The 23488-nt window shown below is 66.7% G+C and carries 22 protein-coding genes; 15 read left to right on the plus strand and 7 right to left on the minus strand.

Translation table 11 applies throughout. The features are described from left to right. Nucleotides 1-2 precede the first annotated feature (2 nt). The 5 genes from ACNS84_RS11310 to ACNS84_RS11330 all read left to right on the plus strand — a co-directional run bounded on the left by ACNS84_RS11310 (nucleotide 3) and on the right by ACNS84_RS11330 (nucleotide 6176). Nucleotides 3-3272 carry a DUF7286 family protein gene (locus ACNS84_RS11310; RefSeq protein ID WP_435074971.1) on the plus strand — a complete coding sequence of 1090 codons (3270 nt, stop codon included), beginning with the start codon at nucleotides 3-5 and terminating at the stop codon, nucleotides 3270-3272. Nucleotides 3273-3314: 42 nt separating this feature from the next. Beyond that, complete coding sequence (locus ACNS84_RS11315; protein ID WP_435074972.1) at nucleotides 3315-3776, plus strand: DUF5791 family protein; 462 nt, start codon at nucleotides 3315-3317, stop codon at nucleotides 3774-3776. Continuing rightward, on the plus strand, nucleotides 3773-4699 hold the full coding sequence (locus ACNS84_RS11320) for an NAD-dependent epimerase/dehydratase family protein (protein WP_435074973.1): 927 nt from the start codon (nucleotides 3773-3775) through the stop codon (nucleotides 4697-4699). The genes ACNS84_RS11315 and ACNS84_RS11320 overlap by 4 nt, the downstream gene beginning before the upstream one ends. Nucleotides 4700-4780: 81 nt before the next feature. After that, on the plus strand, nucleotides 4781-5956 hold the full coding sequence (locus tag ACNS84_RS11325) for a DHH family phosphoesterase (RefSeq protein WP_435074974.1): 1176 nt from the start codon (nucleotides 4781-4783) through the stop codon (nucleotides 5954-5956). 88 nt (nucleotides 5957-6044) lie between these two features. Then, on the plus strand, nucleotides 6045-6176 hold the full coding sequence (locus ACNS84_RS11330) for a hypothetical protein (protein WP_435074975.1): 132 nt from the start codon (nucleotides 6045-6047) through the stop codon (nucleotides 6174-6176). A gap of 97 nt (nucleotides 6177-6273) precedes the next feature. Here the strand turns inward: ACNS84_RS11330 and pan1 are convergent, their stop codons facing one another. Next, nucleotides 6274-7491: a proteasome-activating nucleotidase Pan1 gene (pan1, locus tag ACNS84_RS11335; protein WP_435074976.1), complete on the minus strand. Its 1218-nt coding sequence runs from the start codon at nucleotides 7489-7491 to the stop codon at nucleotides 6274-6276. Between the two features lie 161 nt (nucleotides 7492-7652). Here pan1 and ACNS84_RS11340 point away from each other — a divergent pair, with 161 nt between their 5' ends. From ACNS84_RS11340 to rad50, 4 genes are all read left to right on the plus strand, one after another. Then, nucleotides 7653-7916, plus strand: a complete 264-nt coding sequence (locus ACNS84_RS11340) for a MarR family transcriptional regulator (RefSeq protein ID WP_435074977.1) — start codon at nucleotides 7653-7655, stop codon at nucleotides 7914-7916. Between the two features lie 68 nt (nucleotides 7917-7984). Continuing rightward, nucleotides 7985-8263 carry a DUF7966 family protein gene (locus tag ACNS84_RS11345; RefSeq protein WP_435074978.1) on the plus strand — a complete coding sequence of 93 codons (279 nt, stop codon included), beginning with the start codon at nucleotides 7985-7987 and terminating at the stop codon, nucleotides 8261-8263. Nucleotides 8264-8393: 130 nt separating this feature from the next. After that, nucleotides 8394-9785 carry a DNA double-strand break repair protein Mre11 gene (gene mre11, locus ACNS84_RS11350; RefSeq protein ID WP_435074979.1) on the plus strand — a complete coding sequence of 464 codons (1392 nt, stop codon included), beginning with the start codon at nucleotides 8394-8396 and terminating at the stop codon, nucleotides 9783-9785. Continuing rightward, on the plus strand, nucleotides 9782-12469 hold the full coding sequence (gene rad50, locus ACNS84_RS11355) for a DNA double-strand break repair ATPase Rad50 (protein WP_435074980.1): 2688 nt from the start codon (nucleotides 9782-9784) through the stop codon (nucleotides 12467-12469). Before mre11 ends, rad50 begins: the two co-directional genes overlap by 4 nt. A 14-nt stretch (nucleotides 12470-12483) precedes the next feature. On the opposite strand, the gene ACNS84_RS11360 is transcribed toward rad50, so the two are convergent. The 3 genes from ACNS84_RS11360 to ACNS84_RS11370 form a co-directional block, all read right to left on the minus strand. After that, nucleotides 12484-12930: a DUF7346 family protein gene (locus tag ACNS84_RS11360; RefSeq protein WP_435074981.1), complete on the minus strand. Its 447-nt coding sequence runs from the start codon at nucleotides 12928-12930 to the stop codon at nucleotides 12484-12486. Nucleotides 12931-12956: 26 nt separating this feature from the next. Beyond that, a complete protein-coding gene (locus ACNS84_RS11365; RefSeq protein ID WP_435074982.1) occupies nucleotides 12957-13430 on the minus strand; it encodes a DUF7322 domain-containing protein in 474 nt (157 codons plus the stop codon). Between the two features lie 161 nt (nucleotides 13431-13591). Then, the gene (locus tag ACNS84_RS11370; RefSeq protein WP_435074983.1) at nucleotides 13592-13765 is read right to left on the minus strand and encodes a DUF7331 family protein; all 174 of its coding nucleotides are present in this window, start codon (nucleotides 13763-13765) and stop codon (nucleotides 13592-13594) included. Between the two features lie 102 nt (nucleotides 13766-13867). Between ACNS84_RS11370 and ACNS84_RS11375 the strand changes: the two genes are divergently transcribed. The 4 genes from ACNS84_RS11375 (at nucleotide 13868) to sufD (ending at nucleotide 20402) form a co-directional block, all read left to right on the plus strand. Next, nucleotides 13868-16651 carry a DNA-directed DNA polymerase gene (locus tag ACNS84_RS11375; RefSeq protein ID WP_435074984.1) on the plus strand — a complete coding sequence of 928 codons (2784 nt, stop codon included), beginning with the start codon at nucleotides 13868-13870 and terminating at the stop codon, nucleotides 16649-16651. 134 nt (nucleotides 16652-16785) lie between these two features. Then, nucleotides 16786-17703: an ABC transporter ATP-binding protein gene (locus ACNS84_RS11380; RefSeq protein ID WP_435074985.1), complete on the plus strand. Its 918-nt coding sequence runs from the start codon at nucleotides 16786-16788 to the stop codon at nucleotides 17701-17703. Nucleotides 17704-17755: 52 nt separating this feature from the next. After that, entirely contained in the window at nucleotides 17756-19186 is a 1431-nt protein-coding gene (gene sufB / locus ACNS84_RS11385) for a Fe-S cluster assembly protein SufB (protein ID WP_435074986.1), read from the plus strand. Nucleotide 19187: 1 nt separating this feature from the next. Then, nucleotides 19188-20402 (plus strand): Fe-S cluster assembly protein SufD, encoded by a 1215-nt coding sequence (gene sufD / locus ACNS84_RS11390; RefSeq protein ID WP_435074987.1) that lies wholly within the window; start codon nucleotides 19188-19190, stop codon nucleotides 20400-20402. Between the two features lie 102 nt (nucleotides 20403-20504). Here sufD and ACNS84_RS11395 read toward each other — a convergent pair whose 3' ends face one another. The 3 genes from ACNS84_RS11395 to ACNS84_RS11405 all read right to left on the minus strand — a co-directional run bounded on the left by ACNS84_RS11395 (nucleotide 20505) and on the right by ACNS84_RS11405 (nucleotide 21798). After that, nucleotides 20505-20690, minus strand: a complete 186-nt coding sequence (locus ACNS84_RS11395; protein WP_435074988.1) for a hypothetical protein — start codon at nucleotides 20688-20690, stop codon at nucleotides 20505-20507. Beyond that, a complete protein-coding gene (locus ACNS84_RS11400) occupies nucleotides 20687-21034 on the minus strand; it encodes a HalOD1 output domain-containing protein (RefSeq protein ID WP_435074989.1) in 348 nt (115 codons plus the stop codon). Before ACNS84_RS11400 ends, ACNS84_RS11395 begins: the two co-directional genes overlap by 4 nt. 122 nt (nucleotides 21035-21156) lie before the next feature. Beyond that, nucleotides 21157-21798 (minus strand): helix-turn-helix domain-containing protein, encoded by a 642-nt coding sequence (locus tag ACNS84_RS11405; RefSeq protein ID WP_435074990.1) that lies wholly within the window; start codon nucleotides 21796-21798, stop codon nucleotides 21157-21159. 154 nt (nucleotides 21799-21952) lie between these two features. On the opposite strand from ACNS84_RS11405, the gene ACNS84_RS11410 reads away from it, so the two are divergent. Both ACNS84_RS11410 and ACNS84_RS11415 read left to right on the plus strand, forming a co-directional pair. Then, the gene (locus ACNS84_RS11410; RefSeq protein ID WP_435074991.1) at nucleotides 21953-22609 is read left to right on the plus strand and encodes a helix-turn-helix domain-containing protein; all 657 of its coding nucleotides are present in this window, start codon (nucleotides 21953-21955) and stop codon (nucleotides 22607-22609) included. Between the two features lie 208 nt (nucleotides 22610-22817). Then, nucleotides 22818-23120, plus strand: a complete 303-nt coding sequence (locus ACNS84_RS11415; protein ID WP_435075167.1) for a DUF7344 domain-containing protein — start codon at nucleotides 22818-22820, stop codon at nucleotides 23118-23120. Nucleotides 23121-23488 lie beyond the last annotated feature (368 nt).

Raw genomic sequence — 23488 nt, forward strand, 5'->3', positions numbered from 1 at the left:
GCGTGCCGGGAGACGACCAACGAAAGTCCGAGAAGGGGCTCGGAAGCCGTAGCGAGCGGGCCGGGCGGCGCTTCACCGTTGACGAGCGTGCACGTGTCCCCTTCGCACTAATCGGCGTGCTCCTTCTCGTGACGAGCACCACGTACGCCGCCGGACTCGCGGATCAAGGGCTCGTCGGCGAGGACCGGAGCGTCGAGCGAGCCGTCGAACGCGTCGACGCGGACGCCACCAGCGCGCTGCGGACCGCGGCGCGCGAGGCGACACACGCCGCCGCCGCCGAGCCGGTGACTCGTGCGCCGGAGACGGGCACCGGAACCGAGGCAGTGCGCGACGGGTCGGCGTTCACCGACGCGCTTCGAATCCGGCTGGCGGTCGCCGGCGCCGACGCGCTCTCCACGGTCGACACCGAGGTGGGTATGGTGACGGCTACGGCGTCGCTACCAGCGGTCGACGACCGAACAGACCTCTCGGCGGCTCGCGACCGCGTGCACGTCGAGCCGGCGGCGAACGGAACGGCGACGCGCGTGACCTTCGAGGAGGTCACGACGACCGCGACTCGGAGCGGACGGACGGTCGTGAACCGCACCGGAAACCGGACCGTCGTGGTCGCCGTGCCGACGCTCGCCGCCCACGAGCGGACGGAACAGTTTGAGGAGCGGCTGGGGCGGGGACCGGTCGCTGGCCCGGGGCTCGGTCGACAGCTCACGGCAAGCCTCTACCCGATGGCATGGGCGCGAGGCTACGCGCAGTACGGCGGAGCGCCGGTCGAGAACGTCATCGCGAACCGACACGTCGAGTTGTCGACGAACGCGGGAATCGTCCGGAGCCAGCGAGCGGTGTTCGGCACGAGCGATCCGGCGGCACGCGGCGGGGTCGCACGGGCGACGGCGCGCACCGGAGTGCGTGACCTCCTCGCGCCCACCGGCGTGCACGAGGCCTCGTGGACCGACGCGGTGCTCGGAACACCGACGCCCGGTGATTCGGGTGAGCCCGCGAGACGATCGAGCGCCGGAACGGCCACGCGGAACGAAGGGAGCGAGGACGCCGCCTTCGAGCCGAAGCGAGACCGGACCGACGAGGAGACGCCGGTCCGGATCGGACACGCCGCGGACGTCGGAGCGACCCGGGTCCACGACGACCTCGACGAGGTGATCAAGGGCGCGTATCGGGTCGAGGCCGACCTGGAGACCGAGACGGCGCAAGTCGCAGACGGTGGGCGGCTCTCGCCACCGACCCCGGACGCGGAGACGGACGGGGAGTGGAAGCGAGTCTCCGTGTCGCGGTCGGAACGCGTGGCGGGAGTTTCCGGGAGCGACGTCCCCCGGGAGGTTCCATCGGGCGTCGTTGAGCCGGGAGAATCGGTCCCCTTCGGAGACGCGACCCGCGAGGTAGCGGTCGAACGTGCCGCGACGGCGACGTGGGAGCGCGAAGTCGTGAAACGGGGGCCGAACGGGAGCGTTGTCGATCGCACGGTCCACCGGACGACGACGTCCGACGAGGCGACCGACCGCTATCGCGTCCGCGTTTCGGTACGCGGTCGTCACGCGCCGAGGGACGACGCGCCGAACCGGCCGGCGGCGACGTTCGGTTCGGGGAGCCCAGACGACGTCACGGACCTGCGCGCGACGCCGGGAGCCGCACGCACGGCGCTCGGCGTCGGCACGGCAAACGGTGTCGATCGCCTCGCTCGTGAGGCGGTCCGGAGCGGTGATATCGGCGACTCGACGGTCGTCTGGGGATCGCCGTCGAACGCCGAACGAGGCCGCGTAGCGACAGACGTCGCCTCGCTCGCCGCGACGGTCAGAGAGTTCGAAACGAACGCATCGATGGAGGCAGCGGCCGTCGGCGAGGCCGAGCCGTATGCCGAACTTGCCGACGCGCTTCGCGACCGCCGTGAGGCACTCGTCGACGCGCCCGCGACGTACGATAGCGCCACCGATCGCGCGCGGATCGCAGCCCGTGCGGCGTACGTGGACGCCGTGATCGCCGAGTTGGAGAGTGCCGCCGCGGAGCGCGAACACGCGACGGAACGCGTTCTCGACGGCGTGAGCGACGCCTTCGGCGGCCCCGCCGTCGGTGAGGTAATCGCCGCCCGTGAAGCCGCGAAGGATCCGGGTACCTACGCGGTCGGCACCGACGGCCCCGGCGGAGCGGTGACATTCTCGCCGCGGGGGTCGCCGGGGTACCTCCCGCGGACGACCGTCGAGGGAGAGCGAATCGAGGGCGTCGACGTTGCGTCGACGCGGCCGCTCGCCGTCCGGAACGTGAACTACGCCACCGTCCCGTACGGGGAGGCGTCGAGCGGGATCGTTGACCGTCTCTTCGGAGGCGGCGACGTGGTTCGGGTCAGCACCGCCGGACGTGCGCTCCTGCTCGCCGACGAGGCGTTGGCGTCGGGGGACGATTCGGCCCTCCGTGCCGATCGGAACGCGCTCGCGGACCGAGTGGAACGGTCGCTGCGTACCGTCGATCGAAATCTCAAAAACGTCCTGCGGGCTCGGACCTCGCTGACGCGCGAGGAGCGAACCGACGCGATCAGCGAGGTCGCCGCGTCCTACGGATCGGCGGGTGAACGAGCGGCCGCAGTCGGAGACGGCGAGTACGCCGAGCGAGTCGCCACCGAGGCCGCGGCCGCCGGTGGACTCTCGACCGCGGCGGAGGCGTCGCTGGCCGCCCACCTCCGTGTCGCGACGCGAAACGCGGCCGGGCGAGACGCCACTCGCGTCCCGATTCGGCTCGTTGAGCCGGCGACGAAGGGCGCGCGCCTCCTGCTCAGAGACCGCATGGAGAGCGCGATTGAGACGAAGGCTGCGCAAACGGGTGAGACGGCGACCAGAGAACTCGGGGAACGAGCGGCCAAGGAGTTCGGTGACAAGTGGTCGCTGAAGCCCGTCCGGACCGTCGGCGCGGGACTACCGGTCGCGCCGGTGCCCGGATACTGGGTGACGACGGTGAACGCCTGGCGAGTTCACGTTCGGGGGGAGTATCCCAGATTCGTGCTGCACGCCGACGTGGGCACGCCAGCGGAGCCGTTCGAGTACGTCCGCCAGGAGGGCGACGTGACGATCGAACTCGACGGCGAGACCGTTCGGCTCGGTTCGACGGAGCCGATACGTTTCGAGACGCAGACCGTCGTCGTCGTGGCGGTACCGGCCGGTCCGCCGGGCGTCGGCGACGTGGACGGGACTCGCGACGAGACCGCCCCGGGATGGCCGTGCCCGGGAGCGACGGCGCCCCCGGAGAGGACGAACTGGGAGTGTGCAGCCGCGTGAATCGACCGCAGCCGTTTTGAGAGACGCCGACCGAGGGTGACCATGTTTCACGAGGTCGTCGAAGGCGGCACGGTGTCCCGCGACGCCGGAGCGGCGCTCGACCGAGACGAAGTCACGTCGACGGCGCTACTCGCGGCGTTCGAGGCGCTGCTGAGCGAATCGGTGGTCGAAGCCGGCCCCGAACGCGTTGCCGACGAGACGGGGATCGACGATGCGTCCATCGAGGCGGTCGCCGCCGGTGACGTGGGCGGGCTCAGCGTCACCGACGGGGCGGCGATCGTCGGCGTGACGGCCGACCGAGACGCCGAGACCATCGTCGCAGAGCTTCGCGACCACCTGCTGATGGGGATGGCGACCGCGGTGCTGGACGTCGACACCATCGCCGCGGGAATCGACGCGGATCTCACCGGGCAGGAGGTCCAACAGGCCCTCGAAGGGCGCGCCGAGATGACGCTGGAACAGCTCGCGGAGGTCATGGCGGTCATCGAGCGCCGCAAGCCATGAGGGTCGTCGTCGTCGGCTGCGGCTACGTCGGCCTGGAACTCGCGGCACAACTCGCCACGCGCGGTCACGCAGTGACAGGGGTTCGGCGGTCGGACGCAGGACTCGACGCTATCGCGGAAGTCGGAGAACAGATCGACGGCGACGGAGGAGGGTCTGTCGACGCGGTGCGCGCGGACGTGACCGATCCGTCGTCTCTCGACGCGCTTCCGGACGCGGACGCCGTCGTCTTCGCCGCCAGTTCCGGTGGTCGCGGGGCCGAGGCGGCCCGTGAGGTGTACGTCGACGGCCTCAGAAACGTGATCGAGGCGTACGCCGGCCGGCCGTCAACGCCGGACAGGCTCGTCTACACCTCTTCGACGGGCGTGTACGGCGATCACGACGGGGGGTGGGTCGACGAGGAGACCCCGATCGACCCCACGACGGATAAAACGCGAGTCCTCGCCGAGGCAGAGCGGATCGGGCTGGAGACGGCCGCAGACGCCGGCATCGATGGGACCGTCGCTCGATTCGCAGGGCTCTACGGTCCCGATCGATACCGCCTCGACCGATACCTCACCGGCCCCGTCACCGCCGGGTACCTCAACATGGTCCATCGGGACGACGCGGCGGGGGCGGTCCGGCATCTCCTCGAGGCGGACCGCGGTCGCGGCGAGACCGTCGTCGTGGTCGACGATGAGCCGGTCGACAAGCACACGTTCGCCGACTGGCTGGCTGACGAGTGCGGCGTCCCGCGGCCGGCGAAGCAGTCGAAAGACGAGCGGATAGCGGCCGGCGATCTCTCCGCGGCCGCGGAACGGCGGATCCGCACGAGTAAGCGCTGCTCGAACGACCGCCTGCGCGCGCTCGGCTACAGATTCGCGTACCCGACGTTCCGCGAGGGGTACCGCGACGCCGTGCAGTCGTTCCGAGCGGCCGAGAGGTGACCGTCGGGACGGATCGCGCCGTTGGTGTTCGGCCGAAGCAGTGACGAAGCTTCATATGTCGGGAGGGTGTCTCAGTGACACATGCGGAGCCTAAGCGTGGTCAGCGAGCGGCTCTCGTGGGCAGGGACAGTCGTCCAGGAGAACCCTGAGGCGACGGCCGTCGCGCTCGTTTTCGCGCTGCTCGTGATCGGCGGAGGGTACCTCGCCCTGCGCGGCCGCTGGACGGCCGGAGGACGCTTCAGGCGGCTACTCGCCGATCAGGACGAAATTGCGGTGCTGATGCACCCGAACCCCGACCCGGACGCGATGTCGGCCGCCCTCGGGGTCGCCTCGCTCGCATCACAGGTCGGCGTCGACGCAACGGTGCAGTATCCCGGACAGATCCGACATCAGGAGAATCGGGCGTTCCGCACGGTGCTCGATCTGGACTTAGAGCCGATTTCGCACGTGAGCGACCTCGCCGCGGAGTCCGTCATCTTGGTCGATCACAACGAGCCGCGAGGGTTCGCCGGCGCGGACGGCGTGCTCCCCGTCGCGGTCGTCGATCACCACCCCGGCGACGGTGCCGGCGAGCGGTTCACCGACGTTCGCACCGACTACGGGGCGACCGCGTCCGTCGTTGCGGAGTATTTTAAAGAGAACAACGCGACGCCGGTCCCGCCGGACAAGCACGCGAGCGAGACGGGTAGCGACCTCACGCTTCCGACGGCCACCGCGACCGGGCTGATGTACGGCATCCTCGCCGACACCAAACACCTGACAGTCGGTGCGAGCGAGGCGGACTTCGCTGCCGCCTCCTACGTCTACCCCGGCGTCGACCAGGACAGTCTCGACCGAATCGCCAACCCCGCGGTCGACGCGGAGGTGCTGGAAGTGAAGGCCAGAGCCATCGCCGGGCGCCGCATCGAGGGGTCGTTCGCGGTCGCCGACGTCGGCGGCGTGAACAACGTGGACGCGATTCCGCAGGCGGCCGACGAGCTGATTCAGCTCGAAGGCGTCAGCGCCGTCGTCGTGATCGGCGAGCGAGACGGGACCGTACACCTCTCCGGGCGTTCGAGAGACGACCGAGTCCACATGGGGAACGCGATCGAATCGGTCCTCACGGGCGTCGAGAACGGCAACGACGGCGGCCATTCGCGAATGGGCGGCGGGACCATCGAACCACGGATCGATCCGGCCGGCGACGGAGAGACCATACCGATCGACAGGGATCAACTCGCCGACGCGCTGTTCCGTGCGATGGCCGGCGACGTGTGACCATCACCGGGACGCGAATACGGACCGATTCGCGAGCAAACTCGGCGTCGGGGCATCAATTTACAGTACTGGACCACAGAGGAGTCGTATGAACGTCGAGATCCCGACTGACGACGGCTGGCGAGCGCTCGCGGGCGTCGGGGTCGGGTACGCGCTGGCGACCGGGCTCGTGTTCGTCCTGTTGTTCGTGGTCCCGTACCTGATCGTGCGGGCGCTGTAGCGGCGGCGAGCGGTCGATCGAGAGGGCGAACGGGACCGAGCAGTGAAGACGGCGATGAAAAGAACGCGGCGGCGTCAGTCGACGGCGAAGCGCCGCATCAGGCGAACGCGAGCGAGTCGTCGGCGCCGCTCTCGTCATCCTGCTGAAGCTTCTCGTGGGCCTCGAGGAAGTCGGCGAGCGTGACCTCGGTGCGGTCGTCGCGAATCGCGAACATCCCGGCCTCCGTGCAGATGGCCTTGATGTCGGCGCCGGACGCCTCCGGGGTCATCTCGGCGAGTTCGTCGAAGTCGATGTCGCTCGCGAGGTTCATCTTCCGGGTGTGGATCTGGAAGATGATCTCCCGACCCTCGGTGTTCGGCTTCGGCACCTCGATGAGGCGGTCGAACCGACCGGGGCGCAGGATGGCGGGGTCGAGCATGTCGAAGCGGTTGGTCGCGGCGATGATCCGGACTTCGCCGCGCTCGTCGAAGCCGTCCATCTCGGAGAGCAACTGCATCATCGTCCGCTGGACCTCGGCGTCGCCAGAGGTCTTCGAGTCCGTCCGTTTCGAGGCGATAGCGTCGATCTCGTCGATGAAGAGGACGGCCGGCTGGTTCTCGCGGGCGACCTCGAAGAGGTCGCGGACGAGCTTTGCGCCCTCGCCGATGAACTTGTGGACGAGCTCGGAGCCGGCCATCTTGATGAACGTCGCGTCGGTCTCGTTGGCGACGGCCTTCGCGAGCATCGTCTTCCCGGTCCCCGGCGGGCCGTACAGCAGGACGCCGCTCGGCGGCGTGATCCCGACGTCCTCGAACATGTCCGGGTGTTCGAGGGGCATCTCGACGGTCTCGCGGACCTCCTGCATCTGGTCTTCGAGGCCGCCGATGTCGGCGTACGTGACGTCGGGCGAGTGCTCGACCTGCATCACGCGGGCGCGGACGTCGGTCTCCTTCTCCAGCTTCTTCACGACAGAGAGGGAGTTGTTGACCGCGACTCGGTCGTCGGGGTCGAGCTTCTCGCGCATCTCTGGGGTGATCTCCGTGAGCGCCTCCTGGTTGTTGCCGTGCTGTTTGATCACGGCGCCGTCGGACGTGATCTCTTGGACCGTCGCCACGAACAGGGGGGACTGCTTCAGCTTCTTGTTCTCGTGAGTGAGCCGTTCAAGCTTCTGCTGGTATTTGTTGTTCTCCGCGTTCGCGTCGAGGAGCTTGTCCCGCATCTCCTCGTTCTGCGACTCCAGCACGTCGAGTTCGTCCTGGAGGGACTCGATCTTTTCTTGTCTCGACGCCGCGCCCTCATCGTAGGGCATATCGACGTCGTCGACGGTGTCAGTCATTGTCCGTATTAAGGCGTCTCGCGCGTAAGAGGTTTCGGGTGGGGGAGAGAGACGGCGGGTGGGGGAGAGAGACGGGCGGTGTACGTGGCAGCGTAATTCCCTTCAGTAATAAATTAGGATAGTAAATATTATCTAACGGCATGAGCAATGGTGAGACACGCATGAGCACCACCGACACCGTCACCGCCGACGAGGACGTCACGGACCGCTGGAACGATGTCCGCGAGATGCCCCCGAGCGCGAAGCTCGTGGCCAAGGTCCTCGACTACAACGAGACGCTGACGCAGAGCGAACTCGCCGAGGAGACGCTGCTTCCGTCCCGAACGGTCAGGTACGCGCTCTCGCGGCTGGAGGAGGAGGACGTGGTCGACTCGCGGTTCTCCTTCACCGACGCCCGGAAGCGGCTGTATACACTGGCGGTGTAGGCCGGCAAGAGCGCCGCGTCAGGCCAACGGGGCACCCTCCTTATCCCGGATGCCGACGCAGCGTCGCCGTGGTCTCGACTACCGCCGTCAAACGGGCGCTGGCCGCGCTGGCGACGCGCACCGACACCGCGACCCGGCCGTACGTCGCCGTGATCGACGAGGCCGAGGCCGCGCGAACCGATCTGCGGCGCGCCGCCGGGTTCGTCGACTCGGTGGGGCTCGACCGGCTGTCGGAGGCGGTCGCGGCCGCCGAGCGCGCCGGCGACGAAGCCGCGGCCGAGCGGGGCCGCACGGCGCTCAAAACCTACCGGAGATACCGCGAGGCGGCCGCGAACGGAGCGGACTGAGCGGCAGTGGCGAGGAGGCGGTAACACCCGGTTGTCGGCGTGGCGGCGTGACTCTGAGCAGGCGTCTCGGTGACTACTTTCACTCCGGCCCCGGAATCCCTAAACCCGACACCGGCTAACACCCGGACAGATGACACGGGTGATCCACACCGGCGACACCCATATCGGGTACGCGCAGTACCACTCGCCGGTCCGACGCCAGGACTTCCTCGACGCCTTCGAGGCGGTGATCGACGACGCCATCGACGGCGACGTCGACGCCGTGGTTCACGCGGGCGACCTCTTTCACGACAGGCGGCCCGAACTCGTCGACCTGATGGGCACCATCTCCGCGCTCCGCCGACTCGACGACGCCGACATTCCCCTGCTCGCGGTCGTGGGGAACCACGAGTCGACGCGGGGCGGCCAGTGGCTCGACCTGTTCGAGCGACTGGGGCTCGCGACCCGCCTCGGCGACGAGCCGACCGTCGTCGGCGACACGGCCTTCTACGGGCTCGACCACGTCCCGGTCTCTCGGCGCGACGACCTCGATTACGCGTTCGCCGACCACGACGCCGACTACGCCGCCCTCGTAGCTCACGGACTCTTCGAGCCGTTCGGGTACGCCGACTGGGACACGGGCCACGTGCTCGCGGAGAGCACGGTCGCGTTCGACGCGATGCTCCTCGGCGACAACCACACGCCCGACGTCGCCGAAGTTGACGACACGTGGGTCACCTACCCGGGATCTACGGAGCGAGCGAGCGCGAGCGAGCGCGAGGGACGCGGCTACAACCTCGTGACCTTCGACGCCGACGCCGCCGGCGGCGACGACCGCGTGGAGATCCGGCGGCGCGCGCTCGACACCCGCCCGTTCGTCTTCGTGGAGGCCGACCTTCGCGAGGGCGAGGGCGCGGCGCGAGTGCGCGAGCGAGTCCGCCAGCACGACCTCGACGACGCCGTCGTCCTCGTCGATGTGACCGGCGACGGCGACCCGGTCACCCCGGCCGCAATCGAGGAGTTCGCGACCGAGGAGGGGGCGCTCATCGCCCGCGTCACCGACCGCCGCGAGGTCGAGACCGACGCCGAGGTCGACGTGAGTTTCGCCGATCCGGAGGACGCCGTTCGCGAGCGGATCGAGGAAATGTCCCTCTCCGAGGCCGCCCGCGACGTCGACGAGGCGGTCCGTGCCGACACCCTCCCCGACAGCAACGTCCGGGAGACGGTGAAAGGACGGATCGAGGAGCAGATCGACGACCTCGACGCGTTTGATCGAGGCGGCGTCGACGGAGACGGAGACGAATCAGAGTCGACAGAGGAACACGCCGACGTCGACGGAGACGGCGACGACGAGCGCGACAGCGCCCGGAACGGTGGCGTCGACGAGGAGACAGATACCGACGAGGAGACAGATACCGACGAGGAGACCAACACCGACGAGGAGACCAACACCGACGAGCAGACCGACACCGACGCACCGGACGAGACGAAACCGGAACGATCGGCCGACGACAGCCAAGTGTCCATGGAGGACTACCTGTGAACTTCGACCGCATTCGCCTCTCGAACTTCAAGCCGTACGGCGACGCCGACCTCCGGCTGACGGAGGGCGTCACGGTCATCCACGGACTCAACGGCAGCGGCAAGTCGTCGCTGCTGGAGGCGTGCTTCTTCGCGCTGTACGGGTCGAAGGCGCTCGACGGGACCCTCGACGACGTCGTCACGAAGGGCGAGGAGGAGACGACGGTCGAGCTGTGGTTCACTCACGACGGAACGCCGTACCGGATCGAGCGCACGCTCCGGGTGTACGACGACCGTATCGACCACCAGTGTACGCTCGAATCGACCGACGGAAGCGACGTGGCTCGCGACGGCGCCCGGTCGGTGCGCGAATTCGTCACCGAACTACTGCGGATGGACGCCGAGGCGTTCGTCAGTTGCGCGTACGTCCGACAGGGAGAGGTGAACGAGCTGATCAACGCCACCCCGCGCGAGCGGCAGGACACGATCGACGACCTGCTCCAACTCGGGAAGCTGGAGGAGTACCGGAAGCGCGCCGGCGACGCGCGGCTCGGCGTCGAGGACGTCCTCGAGAATCGCCGCGGCCGACTCGATCAGCTCGACGAGCAGATCGCGGCGAAGGAGGACCGTGACCTCCACGAGCGGCTCAACGGGCTCGAAAGCGAGCTTTCAGAGGTCACCGACGAGATCGAGCGGTACGAGGAGCAGCGCGAGCGGGCGACGGAGACGCGCGAAGCCGCGGCGGAGACGCTCTCGACCCACGCGGAAAAGCGCGAGAAGCTGGAGGCGGTCGAATCGACGATTAACGAGATCGAGACGGCGGTCCGCGAGGCGGAGCGCGAGCGCGACGAGCACCGAGACGCGATCGCGGAGGTCCGCGAGCGGATGACCGATATCGAGGCCGCGATCGACGACCGACTCGACGACGCCGGTCTCGATTCGGCCGACGACGACGTCATCGAAGCCCGTCGCGAGGCCCTCGACAAGCGGGAGGCCGAGATTCGGGAGACGCTTGACGACGAACGAGTGAGCGCCGAGGCGTTCCGGAATCAGGCGACGAACCTCACCGGGAAGGCGGACGACCTCGCCGAGCGCGCCGCGGAGCTCGACGCCGAAGCCGACGACCTCGCGGACGAGGCCGAGGCGGCGGCGGCGGAGGCCGACGAGCGCGAGTCCTCGATCGAGGAGCTTCGCGAGGAGGCCGAGGGGCTCCGCGAGCGATTCGCGACCGCCGACGTCGACCGAGAGAGCGTCGAGGATAAGCGAACCACTCTCCGCGAGCAACGCGGCGAGGTCCGCGAGCGGGTGGCGGAGCTGTCCGCGGAGCTGAAGAACGCCCGCGAACGCGTCGCCGAGGCCGAGGAACTGCTCGAGGCCGGCAAGTGTCCCGAGTGCGGCCAGCCCGTGGAGGACTCGCCGCACGCGACCGGGATCGAGGACGACCGCGAGCGCGTCGCCGAGCTGGAAGCCGAACTCGAGTCGGCCCGCGAGCGCGAGGGAACGCTCGACGACCGGATCGACGAGCTGGATGAGCTCGCCGAGGCCGCGGACCGACTCGACAAGATCGACGAAACCACCGAGATGCTCGGGGAGCGTGTCGAGGAGCGGCGGGCAGAGGCGAAGCAGAAACGCGAGGCGGCCGCCGAACGGCGCGAGAAGGCCGAAGCGAAGCGCGAGACCGCCGAGGAGACCAGAGAGATCGCCGAAGAGAAGCGTCAGGAGGCCGAGTCGGCCGCGGAGCGGGTGACAGAGCTCGAAGCGGCGCTCAGCGAGGTCGACGAGGCCCGAGAGGCGGTCGACGCGGTCGAAGAGCGAGCGAACGCCGTCGCGGACGCGGAGGCGACAATCGAGCGCCGCCGAGAGAAGCGGGAGACGCTGGCGGAGCTGAACGACGAGCGGCGCGACCGCCTCGCCGACAAGCGCGAGCGGCGCGACGAGCTCGCGGCCGCGGTCGACGAGACGGCGGTCGAGGAGGCCGAGGAACGGAAGGAGAAGGCCGAGCAGTATCTCGAACGCGTCGACGGGGAGCTGGAACGGCTCGGGGACCGCCGGACGGAACTGGACAACGCGATCGGAAGCGTGAACGGCGAGATACGAGAGCTGGAGACCCTCCGTTCGGAGCGCGAGGAGCTGGCCGCGACCGTCGAGGCGCTCGACGGCCTCCACGGAGAAACGAGCGAGCTGGAGGCGATGTACGGCGACCTCCGCGCGGAGCTCCGGCAGCGTAACGTCGCCGAACTGGAGCGCACCCTCAACGAGACGTTCGACCTGGTGTACGGCAACGACGCCTACTCGCACATCGAGCTTGACGGCGAGTACGCCCTCACCGTCTACCAGAAAGACGGCGAGTCGCTCGACCCGGAGCAGCTTTCGGGCGGGGAGCGCGCCCTGTTCAACCTCTCGCTGCGGTGTGCGATCTATCGGCTCCTCTCCGAGGGGATCGAGGGTGCAGCGCCGACCCCACCCCTCATCCTCGACGAACCGACCGTCTTCCTCGACTCCGGACACGTCTCCCGGCTCGTCCGGCTCGTCGAGGAGATGCGCGGCTTCGGGGTGTCACAGATCCTCATCGTGAGCCACGACGACGAACTGGTGGGCGCCGCCGACGAACTGGTCACCGTCGAGAAAGAGCCGCGCTCGAACCGTTCGACGGCGCGCCGTGCGGACGCCACCGAACTGGACATCGCCTCGCTCGCGGACGACTGACGAGACGCGACCGGTTACGCGGTCTCGTCGGCGACCGATCGCCTCCGGAGGCGGTCGAGCGCGTCGGTCGCGACGTCCGTCGCCGCGTACCCTCGTCGCCCGGCGACGTCGACCTCGTCGATGAGGCCGGCCGCGCGCAGTTCGGTGACGGTGCCGTGGAGGTCGGACTCGCACAGGTCGGTCGTATCGAGCAGTTCGATCGCGGAGAGCGGTCCCTCGTCAGCGACGACGATGAGCAGCCCCAGCGACCGGTCGTCGTGGACCGCCCGTATGATCCGCCGGACCGACTCGGGGAGTCCGCCGGCCGCGGTCGCCAGCGGCGATTCCCCGTCGACGACACTGAGGTCGTCGTTGTCGACGTACCGCTCTGCGCCCGTGGCCGGGTCGCGGACGCGGCTCGACTCGGCTGAGTGCTTCACGAGAAGGTACGTCTTGCCGTCGGCGTCGCGGACCGTCTGCATGGGTAGGAGGGAGTCCCGGCGGAGTATTACGCTTCCGGGCGAGCGGGGTCGCTGGCGTCGTCGTCGGACTCGTCGGATGCGGCCGCGTCGTCGACGGTGGAGTCATCGACGGAGGAGTCGTCGCCCGCGTCGGCCTCGGACGTGTCGTCAGTGCCCCGCTCCGATCGCGAGCGATCCCAGGCGCGGTACGTCTGATAGGTCCGGACGCCGGCGACGAGTCCGCCGGCGAGGAGGAGCGGTCCGACCCGCGACCAACCCTCGAAGTACCACACCATGGGGCCGAGCGCGACGAGCAGCACCGCGGCGTTGGCGTAGATCACGGCGACGACGAACGCGCGGAGCGTACCGGAATCCACGTCGCTCGCGCCCTCGAAATCCCCGCCGTCGTCGAACGTTTTGACCGAGGGCGCCTTCGGGATGTCCGGCGTCATCTTCCGCTCGGCGTCGGAGCTCTCGCCGAAGGAGACCTCGCCCTCGTCATCCTCGTCTAACCCGAACACGGTCATCCGTACGTCGGGGCGCGGCAAAGGAGTTCCGTCCGGCTGGGTCCGCGCCGCGGAGTCGAAACGGCGTCGGTCTCCCGCTCGCGAGGCGTACGGCGCGGTCGGAACGATACGGACGGCGTGGCTCCGAGGAGGCGAGATACGCAAAAGCGACCGCGTCAGATCGCGTCGGCGAGCCGGACCGTTTGGCTCGCTTCGACCCACGCGAGGGGGTTCGCGGCGTCGAACAGCACCACGTTCCCGCCGTCCTCGTACACCTCCACCTCGGCGTCGACCGCGTCGCGACCGGCCGGGCGAGCACCCTGGGGTTCCGAACGTGGGTCCGAAGACATAGACCGTGGTAAGACATCACACATTAAAGCCCTTTCCGTGGCGGGAGTCCTCGCCGCACCCGAAAGCCGAGTTTTTTAGCCCGGTGCCGCCGAAGAGCAGATATGACTCAGTCGGGGCTGTCGGACTTCTCGTCGGCCGGCGCGGGCGACGGGGAGAGCGACGGCGCGGAAACCGAACGAGAGGACCTCGCAGCGCAGGAGGCGGCCGTCGTCGCCGGCGGCGGGCGGGGCCACGTCAGCGACGTCGTCGACGTCGACGAGGCGAAGTTCCCGGAGTCGACCGGGACCGTCGAGTTGATGATCACCCAGATCGACTACGCCGTGGAAGGGTACGGGAGCGACGAGTATCCCGTCGTCCACGTCTTCGGGCGACGGCCCGTCGAGGACGGCGACGACGTTCGCGAGCACGTCCGCGTGCTGGGCGTCGAGCCGTACTTCTACGTCCCCACCGCCGACCTCGATCGCGACCCCGTCGAGGAGTACGACGTCGTGATCGGGACGCGCGAGGAGAACCCGGACGGCGAGGGGTACCAGAGCATTCGCGGCGAGCCGCTCACCCGGATCGTGACGCGGACGCCCCGCGACGTCGGGTCCATCCGCGACGACTTCGAGACCAGCTTCGAGGCCGACATCCTCTTTCCGAACCGCTTTCTGATCGACAACGGGCTCAACGGCGGGATGCGAGTCGAGGAGCGTCGGCTCGACGACGGCTCCGGAACCATGCAAGTCCACGAAGGCCAGTTGGAGCCGGCCGAAGTCGAGGCCGATCTCCGCGTGAACACCTTCGACATCGAGGTCGACGACCGCCGGGGCTTCCCCGAAGACGGCGAGGAGCCGATTATCTGTCTCACGAGCCACGACTCCTACGACGACGAGTACGTCGTCTGGCTGTACGACGCTCCCGACGCCGAGATTCCGCCGCCCGAGGACCTCCCCGACTACGAGGGGATCGTCGGCGACGGCGGAGCGGTCGATTTCAGGGTGCGAACGTTCGAGGCGGAGGCCGCGATGCTCGACGCGTTCATCGAGTACATCGACGACACCGACCCCGACCTCCTGACGGGGTGGAACTTCGAGGACTTCGACGCGCCGTACGTCCTCGACAGGCTGGAACTGCTCGACGACGAGAGCCAGTACGACCTCTCGATCGACCGGCTTTCCCGGATCGGAGAGGTGTGGCGCTCCGGCTGGGGCGGACCCGACATCAAAGGGCGAGTCGTCTTCGACCTGCTGTACGCGTACAAGCGGACGATGTTCACCGAGTTGGAGTCGTACCGTCTCGACGCGGTCGGCGAGCGCGAACTCGGCGTCGGGAAAGAGCGGTACACGGGCGACATCGGCGACCTCTGGGAGCAGGACCCCGAGCGCCTCTTGGAGTACAGCATCCGCGACGTGGAGCTGTGCGTCGAGATCGACCGGAAACAGGACGTGATCGCCTTCTGGGACGAGGTGCGCACCTTCGTCGGCTGCAAGATCGAGGACGCGCCGACCCCCGGCGACACGGTCGACATGTACGTCCTGCACAAGGCGTTCGGGAAGTTCGCGCTCCCGACGAAGGGGCAACAGGAGTCGGAGGACTTCGAGGGCGGCGCCGTCTTCGACCCGATCACGGGCGTCAAGGAGATGGTGACGGTCCAGGACCTGAAGAGCCTCTACCCGATGTGCATGGTGACGATCAACGCCGGACCGGAGACGAAGGTCGACCCCGCGGAGTACGACGACGAGATGTACGTCGCGCCCAACGGGACCCACTTCCGGAAGCAGCCGGACGGGATCATGCGCGAGATGGTCGACGAACTCCTCTCCGAGCGCGAAGAGAAGAAGTCGCTTCGGAACGACCACGACCCCGGCACCGAACCGTACGAGCAGTACGACCGACAGCAGGGGGCCGTCAAGGTCATTATGAACTCGCTCTACGGCGTGACGGGGTGGGATCGATTCCGGCTGTACGACAAGGAGGGTGCGGCGGCCGTCACGGCGACCGGACGCGAAGTGATCGACTTCACCGAAGAGGCGGCCAGCGAACTCGGCTACGAGGTCGCGTACGGCGACACCGACTCAGTCATGCTCGCGTTGTCGGACATGTCGAAGGAGGAGGCGATAGAGACCTCCTTCGAGATAGAGGACCACATCAACGAGCGCTATGACGACTTCGCACGCGACGAACTGAACGCCGAGGCCCATCGCTTCCAGATCGAGTTCGAGAAACTCTACCGGCGGTTCTTCCAAGCGGGCAAGAAGAAGCGGTACGCCGGCCACATCATCTGGAAGGAGGGCAAAGACGTCGACGACATCGATATCACCGGCTTCGAGTACAAGCGCTCCGACATCGCGGGCATCACGAAGGAGGTCCAGCAGAACGTCATCGAGACGATCGTGACGGGAGACGACATCGACGAGGATATGGAGGAGGTGAAGGCGTATCTCGTGGACGTCATCGCGCGCGTCCTCGACGGCGACATGGACCTCGATGAGATCGGGATACCGGGCGGAATCGGCAAGAAACTGGACGCCTACGACACCCCGACCGCGCAGGTCCGCGGGGCGAAGTACGCGAACCGCATGCTCGGGACCAACTTCGGCAGCGGGTCGAAGCCGAAGCGGCTCTACATCGAGAAGGTGCACCCTGACTTCTGGCGACGGATGGAAGACCAAGAGGGGCTGGACCCGCAGCGGGACCACCTGTACGGGGAGTTCAAACGCGACCCGGACGTGATCTGCTTCGAGTACGCCGACCAGGTCCCCGAGGAGTTCGAGGTCGACTGGGAGAAGATGCTGGACAAGACGCTGAAAGGGCCGATAGAGCGCATCATCGAGGCGCTCGGGATGTCCTGGGAGGAAGTCAAGACCGGGCAAGAACAGACTGGCCTTGGATCGTTTATGTAGTTGAGTCGCAGCTCAGAAAGCAGTTTTTGATTCTTGGAAAAATTCTTATCGGATTCGTGAGTTTCTACAGGGCAGATGCGTAACCATTAACCCCCTCAATCACCACGGTCAACGTACGAGGCACGAGAATACATATGGCTACTCTCGAAATCAACGATCTTCACGCACGAGTGGCGGAAGAGGGCGGTGAACGCATTCTTCGCGGAGTCGATCTGACCGTCAAGTCCGGCGACATCCACGCGCTGATGGGGCCGAACGGCTCCGGTAAGTCGACGCTCGCGAAGGTCATCGCCGGCCACCCGGCGTACGAGGTCACCGATGGCGAAATCCTCCTGCATCTCGACGAGGAGGACGTCGCCGACATCGACGCCGAACTCGATGACGAGGACTATCACTGGAAGCTGCTGGAGCTAGAGCCGAACGAGCGCGCCGCGCTCGGCATCTTCCTCGGCTTCCAGTACCCGGCGGAGATCGAGGGTGTCACGATGACGAACTTCCTCCGACAGGCGCTCAACGCCAAGGCGGACGAGCGCGAGGAGCTGTTCGAGGACGAGGACGCCGAAGAGGCCGACGCGGACGACGACAGCGGCTACGACACCTCCCCGATGGAGGGTCCCGCCGACGACGGCGACATCGGCGTCGCCGAGTTCCAGCAGATCCTCTCGGAGAAGATGGAACTGCTCGACATGGACGAGAAGTTCATGCAGCGCTACCTCAACGCCGGCTTCTCCGGCGGCGAGAAGAAGCAGAACGAGGTCCTGCAGGCCGCGATGCTGGAGCCGTCGGTCGCCGTGCTCGACGAGATCGACTCCGGGCTCGACATCGACCGACTCCAGGACGTCTCGAAGGGGATCAACGCGCTCCGTGACGAACAGGGCACGGGCGTCCTCCAGATCACCCACTACCAGCGGATCCTCGACTACGTCGAGCCCGACCACGTGCACGTGATGCTCGACGGCGAAGTCGTCAAGAGCGGTGGCCCGGAGCTTGCCGAGAAGCTCGAGGACGAGGGGTACGACTGGGTCCGCGAGGACGCATTCGAGGCGGCGTAACCACAGATGGTCACGCAACAGGGATAAACGCGGCAAGACGTAACACATTACCATGAGTTCACAACAAGACGACCTCAAAGAGACAGATACCGAGGCCCGCTTCGAGTTCAAGAAGGAGGAAAAATCCGCCTTCCAGACCGAGAAGGGTCTCACCGAGGAGACGGTCCGCGTCATCTCGGAGGATAAGGGCGAACCGGAGTGGATGCTGGAGCGGCGCCTGCGCGCGCTCAAGCAGTTCCAGGAGATGCCGATGCCGACCGACTGGCCCGGCCAGCCGGACCTGAGCGAAGTCGACATCGACGAGATCATCCCGTACATCCGACCTGACGTCGACGTCCGCGCGGGCGTCGACGACTGGACGGAACTCCCGGACGAGATTAAAGACACCTTCGACAAGCTGGGCATCCCGGAGGCCGAGAAGAACGCGCTCTCCGGCGTCGGCGCCCAGTACGAGTCGGAAGTCGTCTACCAGAACATGCAGGAGCGCTGGGAGGAGAAGGGCGTCATCTTCTGTAACATGGACGAAGCCGTCCGAGAGCACGAGGACATCGTCCGCGAGCACTTCATGACGAAGTGCGTCCCCCCGAGCGACAACAAGTTCGCGGCGCTCCACGGCGCCATCTGGTCCGGCGGCTCGTTCGTCTACGTCCCGGAGAACACCACCGTCGACATGCCGGTGCAGGCGTACTTCCGGATGAACTCCGAGGGGATGGGCCAGTTCGAGCACACGCTCATCATCGCCGAGGAGGGCTCGGAAGTCCACTACATCGAGGGCTGTTCCGCGCCGAAGTACTCGGCGTTCAACCTCCACTCCGGCGGCGTCGAGGTGTTCGTCGGCGAAGACGCACACGTTCAGTACTCGACCGTGCAGAACTGGTCGAAGAACACGTACAACCTGAACACGAAGCGCGCCATCGCCGAGAAGGGCGGGCGCATGGAGTGGATCTCGGGGTCGATGGGGTCGAAGGCGACGATGCTGTACCCCTCGACGATCCTGAAGGGGCGCGGTGCCTCCGACAACCACATCACCATCGCCTTCGCGGGCGAGGGTCAGGACATCGACACCGGTGCGAAGGTGTACCACAACGCGCCGGATACCAAATCGACCGTCGAATCGAAGTCGATCGCGAAGGACGGCGGCCGCACGAACTACCGCGGCCTCATTCACATCGCAGACGGCGCCGAGAACTCCTCGACCGCCGTGGAGTGCGACGCGCTGATGTTCGACAACCAGTCGACGTCGGACACGATGCCGTACATGGAGATCAACGAGTCGAAGGTCGACGTCGCCCACGAGGCGACCGTCGGAAAGATCGGCGACGAGGACATCTTCTACCTGCAGTCGCGCGGCCTCGACGACGACGACGCCAAGCAGATGATCGTTTCGGGCTTCATCGAGCCCATCACGGAAGAGCTGCCCATCGAGTACGCGGTCGAGCTGAACCGGCTCGTCGAACTCGAGATGGAGGGCTCGCTCGGATAATATGAGCACGCAAGCAATCGAGAGCCTCTCAGAGGACACGGTACGACGCATCGCCGACGAACGCGACGAGCCCGAGTGGCTCTTACAGACCCGTCTGAACGCGCTTTCGGCGCTGGAGACGGCCGACCTGCCAGACGTCATCCAGACGCCGGGGCGTCGCTGGACCGACCTGGAGGCGCTGGACTTCGAAGCGCTCGTCGACCCGCTGAACCAGTCGGACACCACGGAGCGGGCGGCCGGCGACGACGAGGTCGTCGTCCTCCCCTTCACCGAGGCGTTCGAGGAGTACGGCGACATCATCGAGGCGAACTTCGGCTCGGTGCTCGACCCCGAACACAACTACCTCACGGCGCTGTCGGTCGCGCTCTTTACCACCGGTACGTTCGTCTACGTCCCCGAGGGCGTCGACGTCGAGGACGTGACGATCCGCGCGGAGATGAACTCCCGCTCGCTGTTCAGCCAGACGCTCGTCGTCGCCGAGGAGTCGTCGTCGGTGACGATCCTCGAGTCGATCGAGAGCGGTGACAGCAAGGTCGACGGCGACCGGTACTTCTCGAACCTCGTCGAGATCGCCGCGGGCGAGAACTCGAACGTTCAGTTCGGCTCGCTCCAGAACCTCGACGACGATTCGTACACCTACTCGCTGAAGCGCGGCGTGACGGACCCGTACGCGACGATCGACTGGATCGAGAGCAACTTCGGCTCGAAGCTCACGCGCTCCGACGTCGAGACCGAACTGAACGGCGACGGCTCCGAGACCCAGATCGTCGGGACGTTCTTCGGCATCGACGACCAGCACTTCGACCTGAACGCCCGCGTCTGGCACCAGGCCGAGCACACGACGGCCGACCTCGTCACGCGCGGCGTGCTCGACGACGTGGCCCGCTCCGTCTACGAGGGCGTCCAGGACGTCGGCGAGGACGCGTGGAACACGTCCAGCTACCAGCGCGAGAACACGCTGATGCTGTCGGACGACGCCGAGGCCGACGCGTCGCCGAAGCTGATCATCCACAACCACGACACCGAGGCGTCGCACTCCGCGACGGTCGGACAGGTCGACGCCGAGGACCTGTTTTACCTCGAGAGCCGTTCGATCGACTCGCACACGGCGCGAAACATGCTCGTCGAGGGCTTCTTCGTCCCCGTGTTAGAGGAGATAGCGGTCGACGAGTTCCGCGACGACGTCGAGGAGCTCGTCCTCGAACGCCTCCAGTAGCGGATTCGTCGGGTTTTTTTGCGGAATGGAGCGTCCGTGGAGCCGAAGCGCCCGCTCTCGGGCGTGTTCGAGACACCTCGACGCGAAGAGAGGTCGGTGCGGCTACGCGGAGTCGTCCGGCTTTTGCACCTCGGAAACGATGACGTCCCAGTCCGGGTGCTCGGCGCCGTTCCGGCACTCCCACCCGCCCTCGACGTCGACGTCCTGCTCGTGAGCATGGCGAAGGAGGGACCGCAGTTCGTCGTGGAACGCCGTCTCGTCGGACGGCGTCTCGTCTTCGGAGGTCATGTGGGCGAGACCTTCTCGATCACGACGGGCTCGTTGTCGTCGTCGGGCGCACGGCTCGCGCTCACGGAATTACCGGTGACGGTGACTTCGTGTCCCGCGAGCGTGGAGGTGACACGAACGTCGCCGTCGGTCGCCTTCCCCAGAAGGGCGTCGAGCGACTCGGTGTCGACCGAGTGGAACAGTGGGTCCATATCCGTCGGATCGACGTCTAAAATTTCTGCGAGGGTCGAAATAACTGCCATGCTGGCCGGGGTCTCCGCCTGGTCGTATCGCGCCAGATATGTCTCGGAGTTAGAATAGAAAGTAAACGATTCGAGAATGATTCCAGATCCTCTGAGAGTCATATAAACGTGTAACACTCTGCGCCGGTTCAAGTGTAGTACTGATAATACAGGAGGTTTATATATATATACTACAGAAGCGGGGGCCAGCGGCGTCGCCGGATCCCGGCGGGGGCGGCGACGCGTCACTCCGCGATCAGCGCCCTCGCGATCAGTCGACGGTGGCCGCGTCTGAGTCGAGAGGACAGCGACTGTTGTGAGATGCCGATCTCCGCCGCGATATCCTCCAGCGACGCCGTTCGCGGAGAGTCGAAGTAGCCCATCTCGTACGCCAACACCAGCGCCTCACGCTGGGCCTCCGTGAGATCGTACCCGTCGCCCTGGATTGGCAGTAGCGAGTGTACGGCAGTGATCTTGATCGGGATGTCGTGAGACTGGCAGTCCGTCCGGAACTCGCCGATCTGGTCGCGGCTCTCACCGCGGACCTCGAACTGCCACCCGTCCTTGGTTCCGATACCCGAGAGCACGACGATGTTGGCGTACGCGAGGGCGGACAGGACGCCGTAGTAGTCGTCTTCCCACTCGGCGCGCATGAGGTACTCGCCCTCGACCTCGTCGATGAGTTTGATGTTCACGACCCCTCGGTGCGCCTCGAAGGCGGCCTCGATGTCCGACGCGCGCGCACCGCGCACCCAGAAGTACGGGATGATGAGAGAATCGGCCGGGATGAGTCGCTCCAGTTCGACCGTCACCTCCGGCAGGTTCTCGAACACCGTCCCCAGCGGAAACTCGTCCGCCGGGCTCGTGAACTCCATAACCGTGGCCATAACGGCCGATCGCTCCGGATCGGTATAATGCACGAGTATGGTGTACCAAGTAGCCGTCCTCGGGCGGGAGAAGCCTTCGAACGGCCGATAGCATGGTATCCCATGCTTTCTGTATTTATAGGAGGGTCGAGAAGTAACGAACCAGACCTGATTGATGAGTGTGATCGTGGAGTTTCGTGCGTCGTCCGAGGATTTCGAGCTCGGGCAGATACTCTCGGTCGAGGGGAACTCCACCGTCGAACTCGAGACGCTCGTCCCCCTCGGAGAGGCCACCGTTCCGCTGTTCTGGATCCACAACACCTCGCGCGAGTCGTTCGTGGACGGAGTCCGACGGCACCCGACTGTCGACGAAGCCACTCCGATAGACGTGTTCGAAGATCGCACCCTCTTCACGCTGGAATGGAACGCGGACCAGGACCGCCTTATCCGCGCGATACAGGGGAACGGGGGGCAGATCCTGAACGCCGTCGGGAACCCGTCGACGTGGAAGTTCGAAGTTCGGTTCCCGAGCCACGGGTCGCTCAGCGCGTTCTCGACCGACTGCGACGACGAGGGGATCAATCTGGAAGTGACGCGCGTGTACAGCCCCTCGAACCCGGACGTCCAGCCGCGGTACGGGCTCACCGAGCCGCAGTTCGAGGCGCTCACGCTCGCGATCCGAATGGGATACTACGACATTCCGAGAGGGTGTACGACGAAGGAACTCGCCGACGAACTCGGTATCTCCGACCAGGCCGTCACCGAACGGCTCCGGCGCGCCATCGTGGCGCTCGTCACCGACACGCTCCCCATCGACGAGGGGGAAGAGTAATCGTCGCCTCGTCCGCGAAGTTTCCTATAAAGGTATCATGGTGTGGCATGGAGAAATGTCTCCCGGGAGAACCGAGTAGAGAGGAATATGTGCGCACCACCGAGGGCGAGACCGTGGTCCGTCGGACGGGCCGGCTTATGAACTCGGACCCAGGTTCCGGGGGGCGACCAAAGAGGCGGGCTACGGTCCGGACGCGATCCTCTCGACGATCGCCGACGAACGACGCCGGGCAATTCTGCGGACGCTGGACCGAGACGACGACTCCGTTTCCGGAGTGGACGCGCTCGTCGACGCCGTGCACGACGAAACGCGACGCGGAGACGCGTTGACGGCCGACGAGCGGCAACGGATCCAAATCAGGGTGACCCACGTCGATCTGCCGAAACTAGCGGCGGTCGGCCTCATCGAGTACGATGCCGACGCGAAGCGAGTTCGAAGCGTCGAGGGAGCGTTCACCCGACGACTGCGATCGGTGGTCGATGAGTACGAGGGAGAGACTCGGAACGGATAGGCCGACGGCGAACGTTCGATATCTCGAGAGATCTACACCTTCCCCGTTCCTGCAGAAACAGATATTCGGAAGTCGTAGAGAAGCGGATGACAGACGACAGAGAGGGACGAGAGACGGCGACGAAGGTCTGCCGCCGGGGTGGACACCAGATCCGGAGCGACGATTGACTCGGCAGATGAGTGACCGATCTCCCGCCGATGCCGGCGGCCCCGGCGTCGAGATCCGCAGACGGATCGGGTCACGGGCGAAGCGCGGGCGTCGTCAGCCGAGGCCTCTCGCGTCGACTGTTCGATCGGTGCCGTTCGTCGCATCGATCGCGGAGTGATCGAAATCCCCGCTCGTCCACGGCGTCGGTCCGTCCGAACGCG

Source organism: Halorubrum wangae (assembly GCF_051194135.1).
In the GTDB taxonomy this organism is placed as follows: domain Archaea; phylum Halobacteriota; class Halobacteria; order Halobacteriales; family Haloferacaceae; genus Halorubrum.

Coding starts and splice junctions, on each gene's coding strand:
- ACNS84_RS11315 (WP_435074972.1), top strand. CDS start 3,315: ATGTTTCACGAGGTCGTCGAAGGCGGCACGGTGTCCCGCGACGCCGGA.
- ACNS84_RS11320 (WP_435074973.1), top strand. CDS start 3,773: ATGAGGGTCGTCGTCGTCGGCTGCGGCTACGTCGGCCTGGAACTCGCG.
- ACNS84_RS11325 (WP_435074974.1), top strand. CDS start 4,781: ATGCGGAGCCTAAGCGTGGTCAGCGAGCGGCTCTCGTGGGCAGGGACA.
- ACNS84_RS11330 (WP_435074975.1), top strand. CDS start 6,045: ATGAACGTCGAGATCCCGACTGACGACGGCTGGCGAGCGCTCGCGGGC.
- pan1 (WP_435074976.1), bottom strand. CDS start 7,491: ATGACTGACACCGTCGACGACGTCGATATGCCCTACGATGAGGGCGCG.
- ACNS84_RS11340 (WP_435074977.1), top strand. CDS start 7,653: ATGAGCACCACCGACACCGTCACCGCCGACGAGGACGTCACGGACCGC.
- mre11 (WP_435074979.1), top strand. CDS start 8,394: ATGACACGGGTGATCCACACCGGCGACACCCATATCGGGTACGCGCAG.
- ACNS84_RS11360 (WP_435074981.1), bottom strand. CDS start 12,930: ATGCAGACGGTCCGCGACGCCGACGGCAAGACGTACCTTCTCGTGAAG.
- ACNS84_RS11370 (WP_435074983.1), bottom strand. CDS start 13,765: ATGTCTTCGGACCCACGTTCGGAACCCCAGGGTGCTCGCCCGGCCGGT.
- ACNS84_RS11375 (WP_435074984.1), top strand. CDS start 13,868: ATGACTCAGTCGGGGCTGTCGGACTTCTCGTCGGCCGGCGCGGGCGAC.
- ACNS84_RS11380 (WP_435074985.1), top strand. CDS start 16,786: ATGGCTACTCTCGAAATCAACGATCTTCACGCACGAGTGGCGGAAGAG.
- sufB (WP_435074986.1), top strand. CDS start 17,756: ATGAGTTCACAACAAGACGACCTCAAAGAGACAGATACCGAGGCCCGC.
- sufD (WP_435074987.1), top strand. CDS start 19,188: ATGAGCACGCAAGCAATCGAGAGCCTCTCAGAGGACACGGTACGACGC.
- ACNS84_RS11395 (WP_435074988.1), bottom strand. CDS start 20,690: ATGACCTCCGAAGACGAGACGCCGTCCGACGAGACGGCGTTCCACGAC.
- ACNS84_RS11400 (WP_435074989.1), bottom strand. CDS start 21,034: ATGACTCTCAGAGGATCTGGAATCATTCTCGAATCGTTTACTTTCTAT.
- ACNS84_RS11405 (WP_435074990.1), bottom strand. CDS start 21,798: ATGGCCACGGTTATGGAGTTCACGAGCCCGGCGGACGAGTTTCCGCTG.
- ACNS84_RS11410 (WP_435074991.1), top strand. CDS start 21,953: ATGAGTGTGATCGTGGAGTTTCGTGCGTCGTCCGAGGATTTCGAGCTC.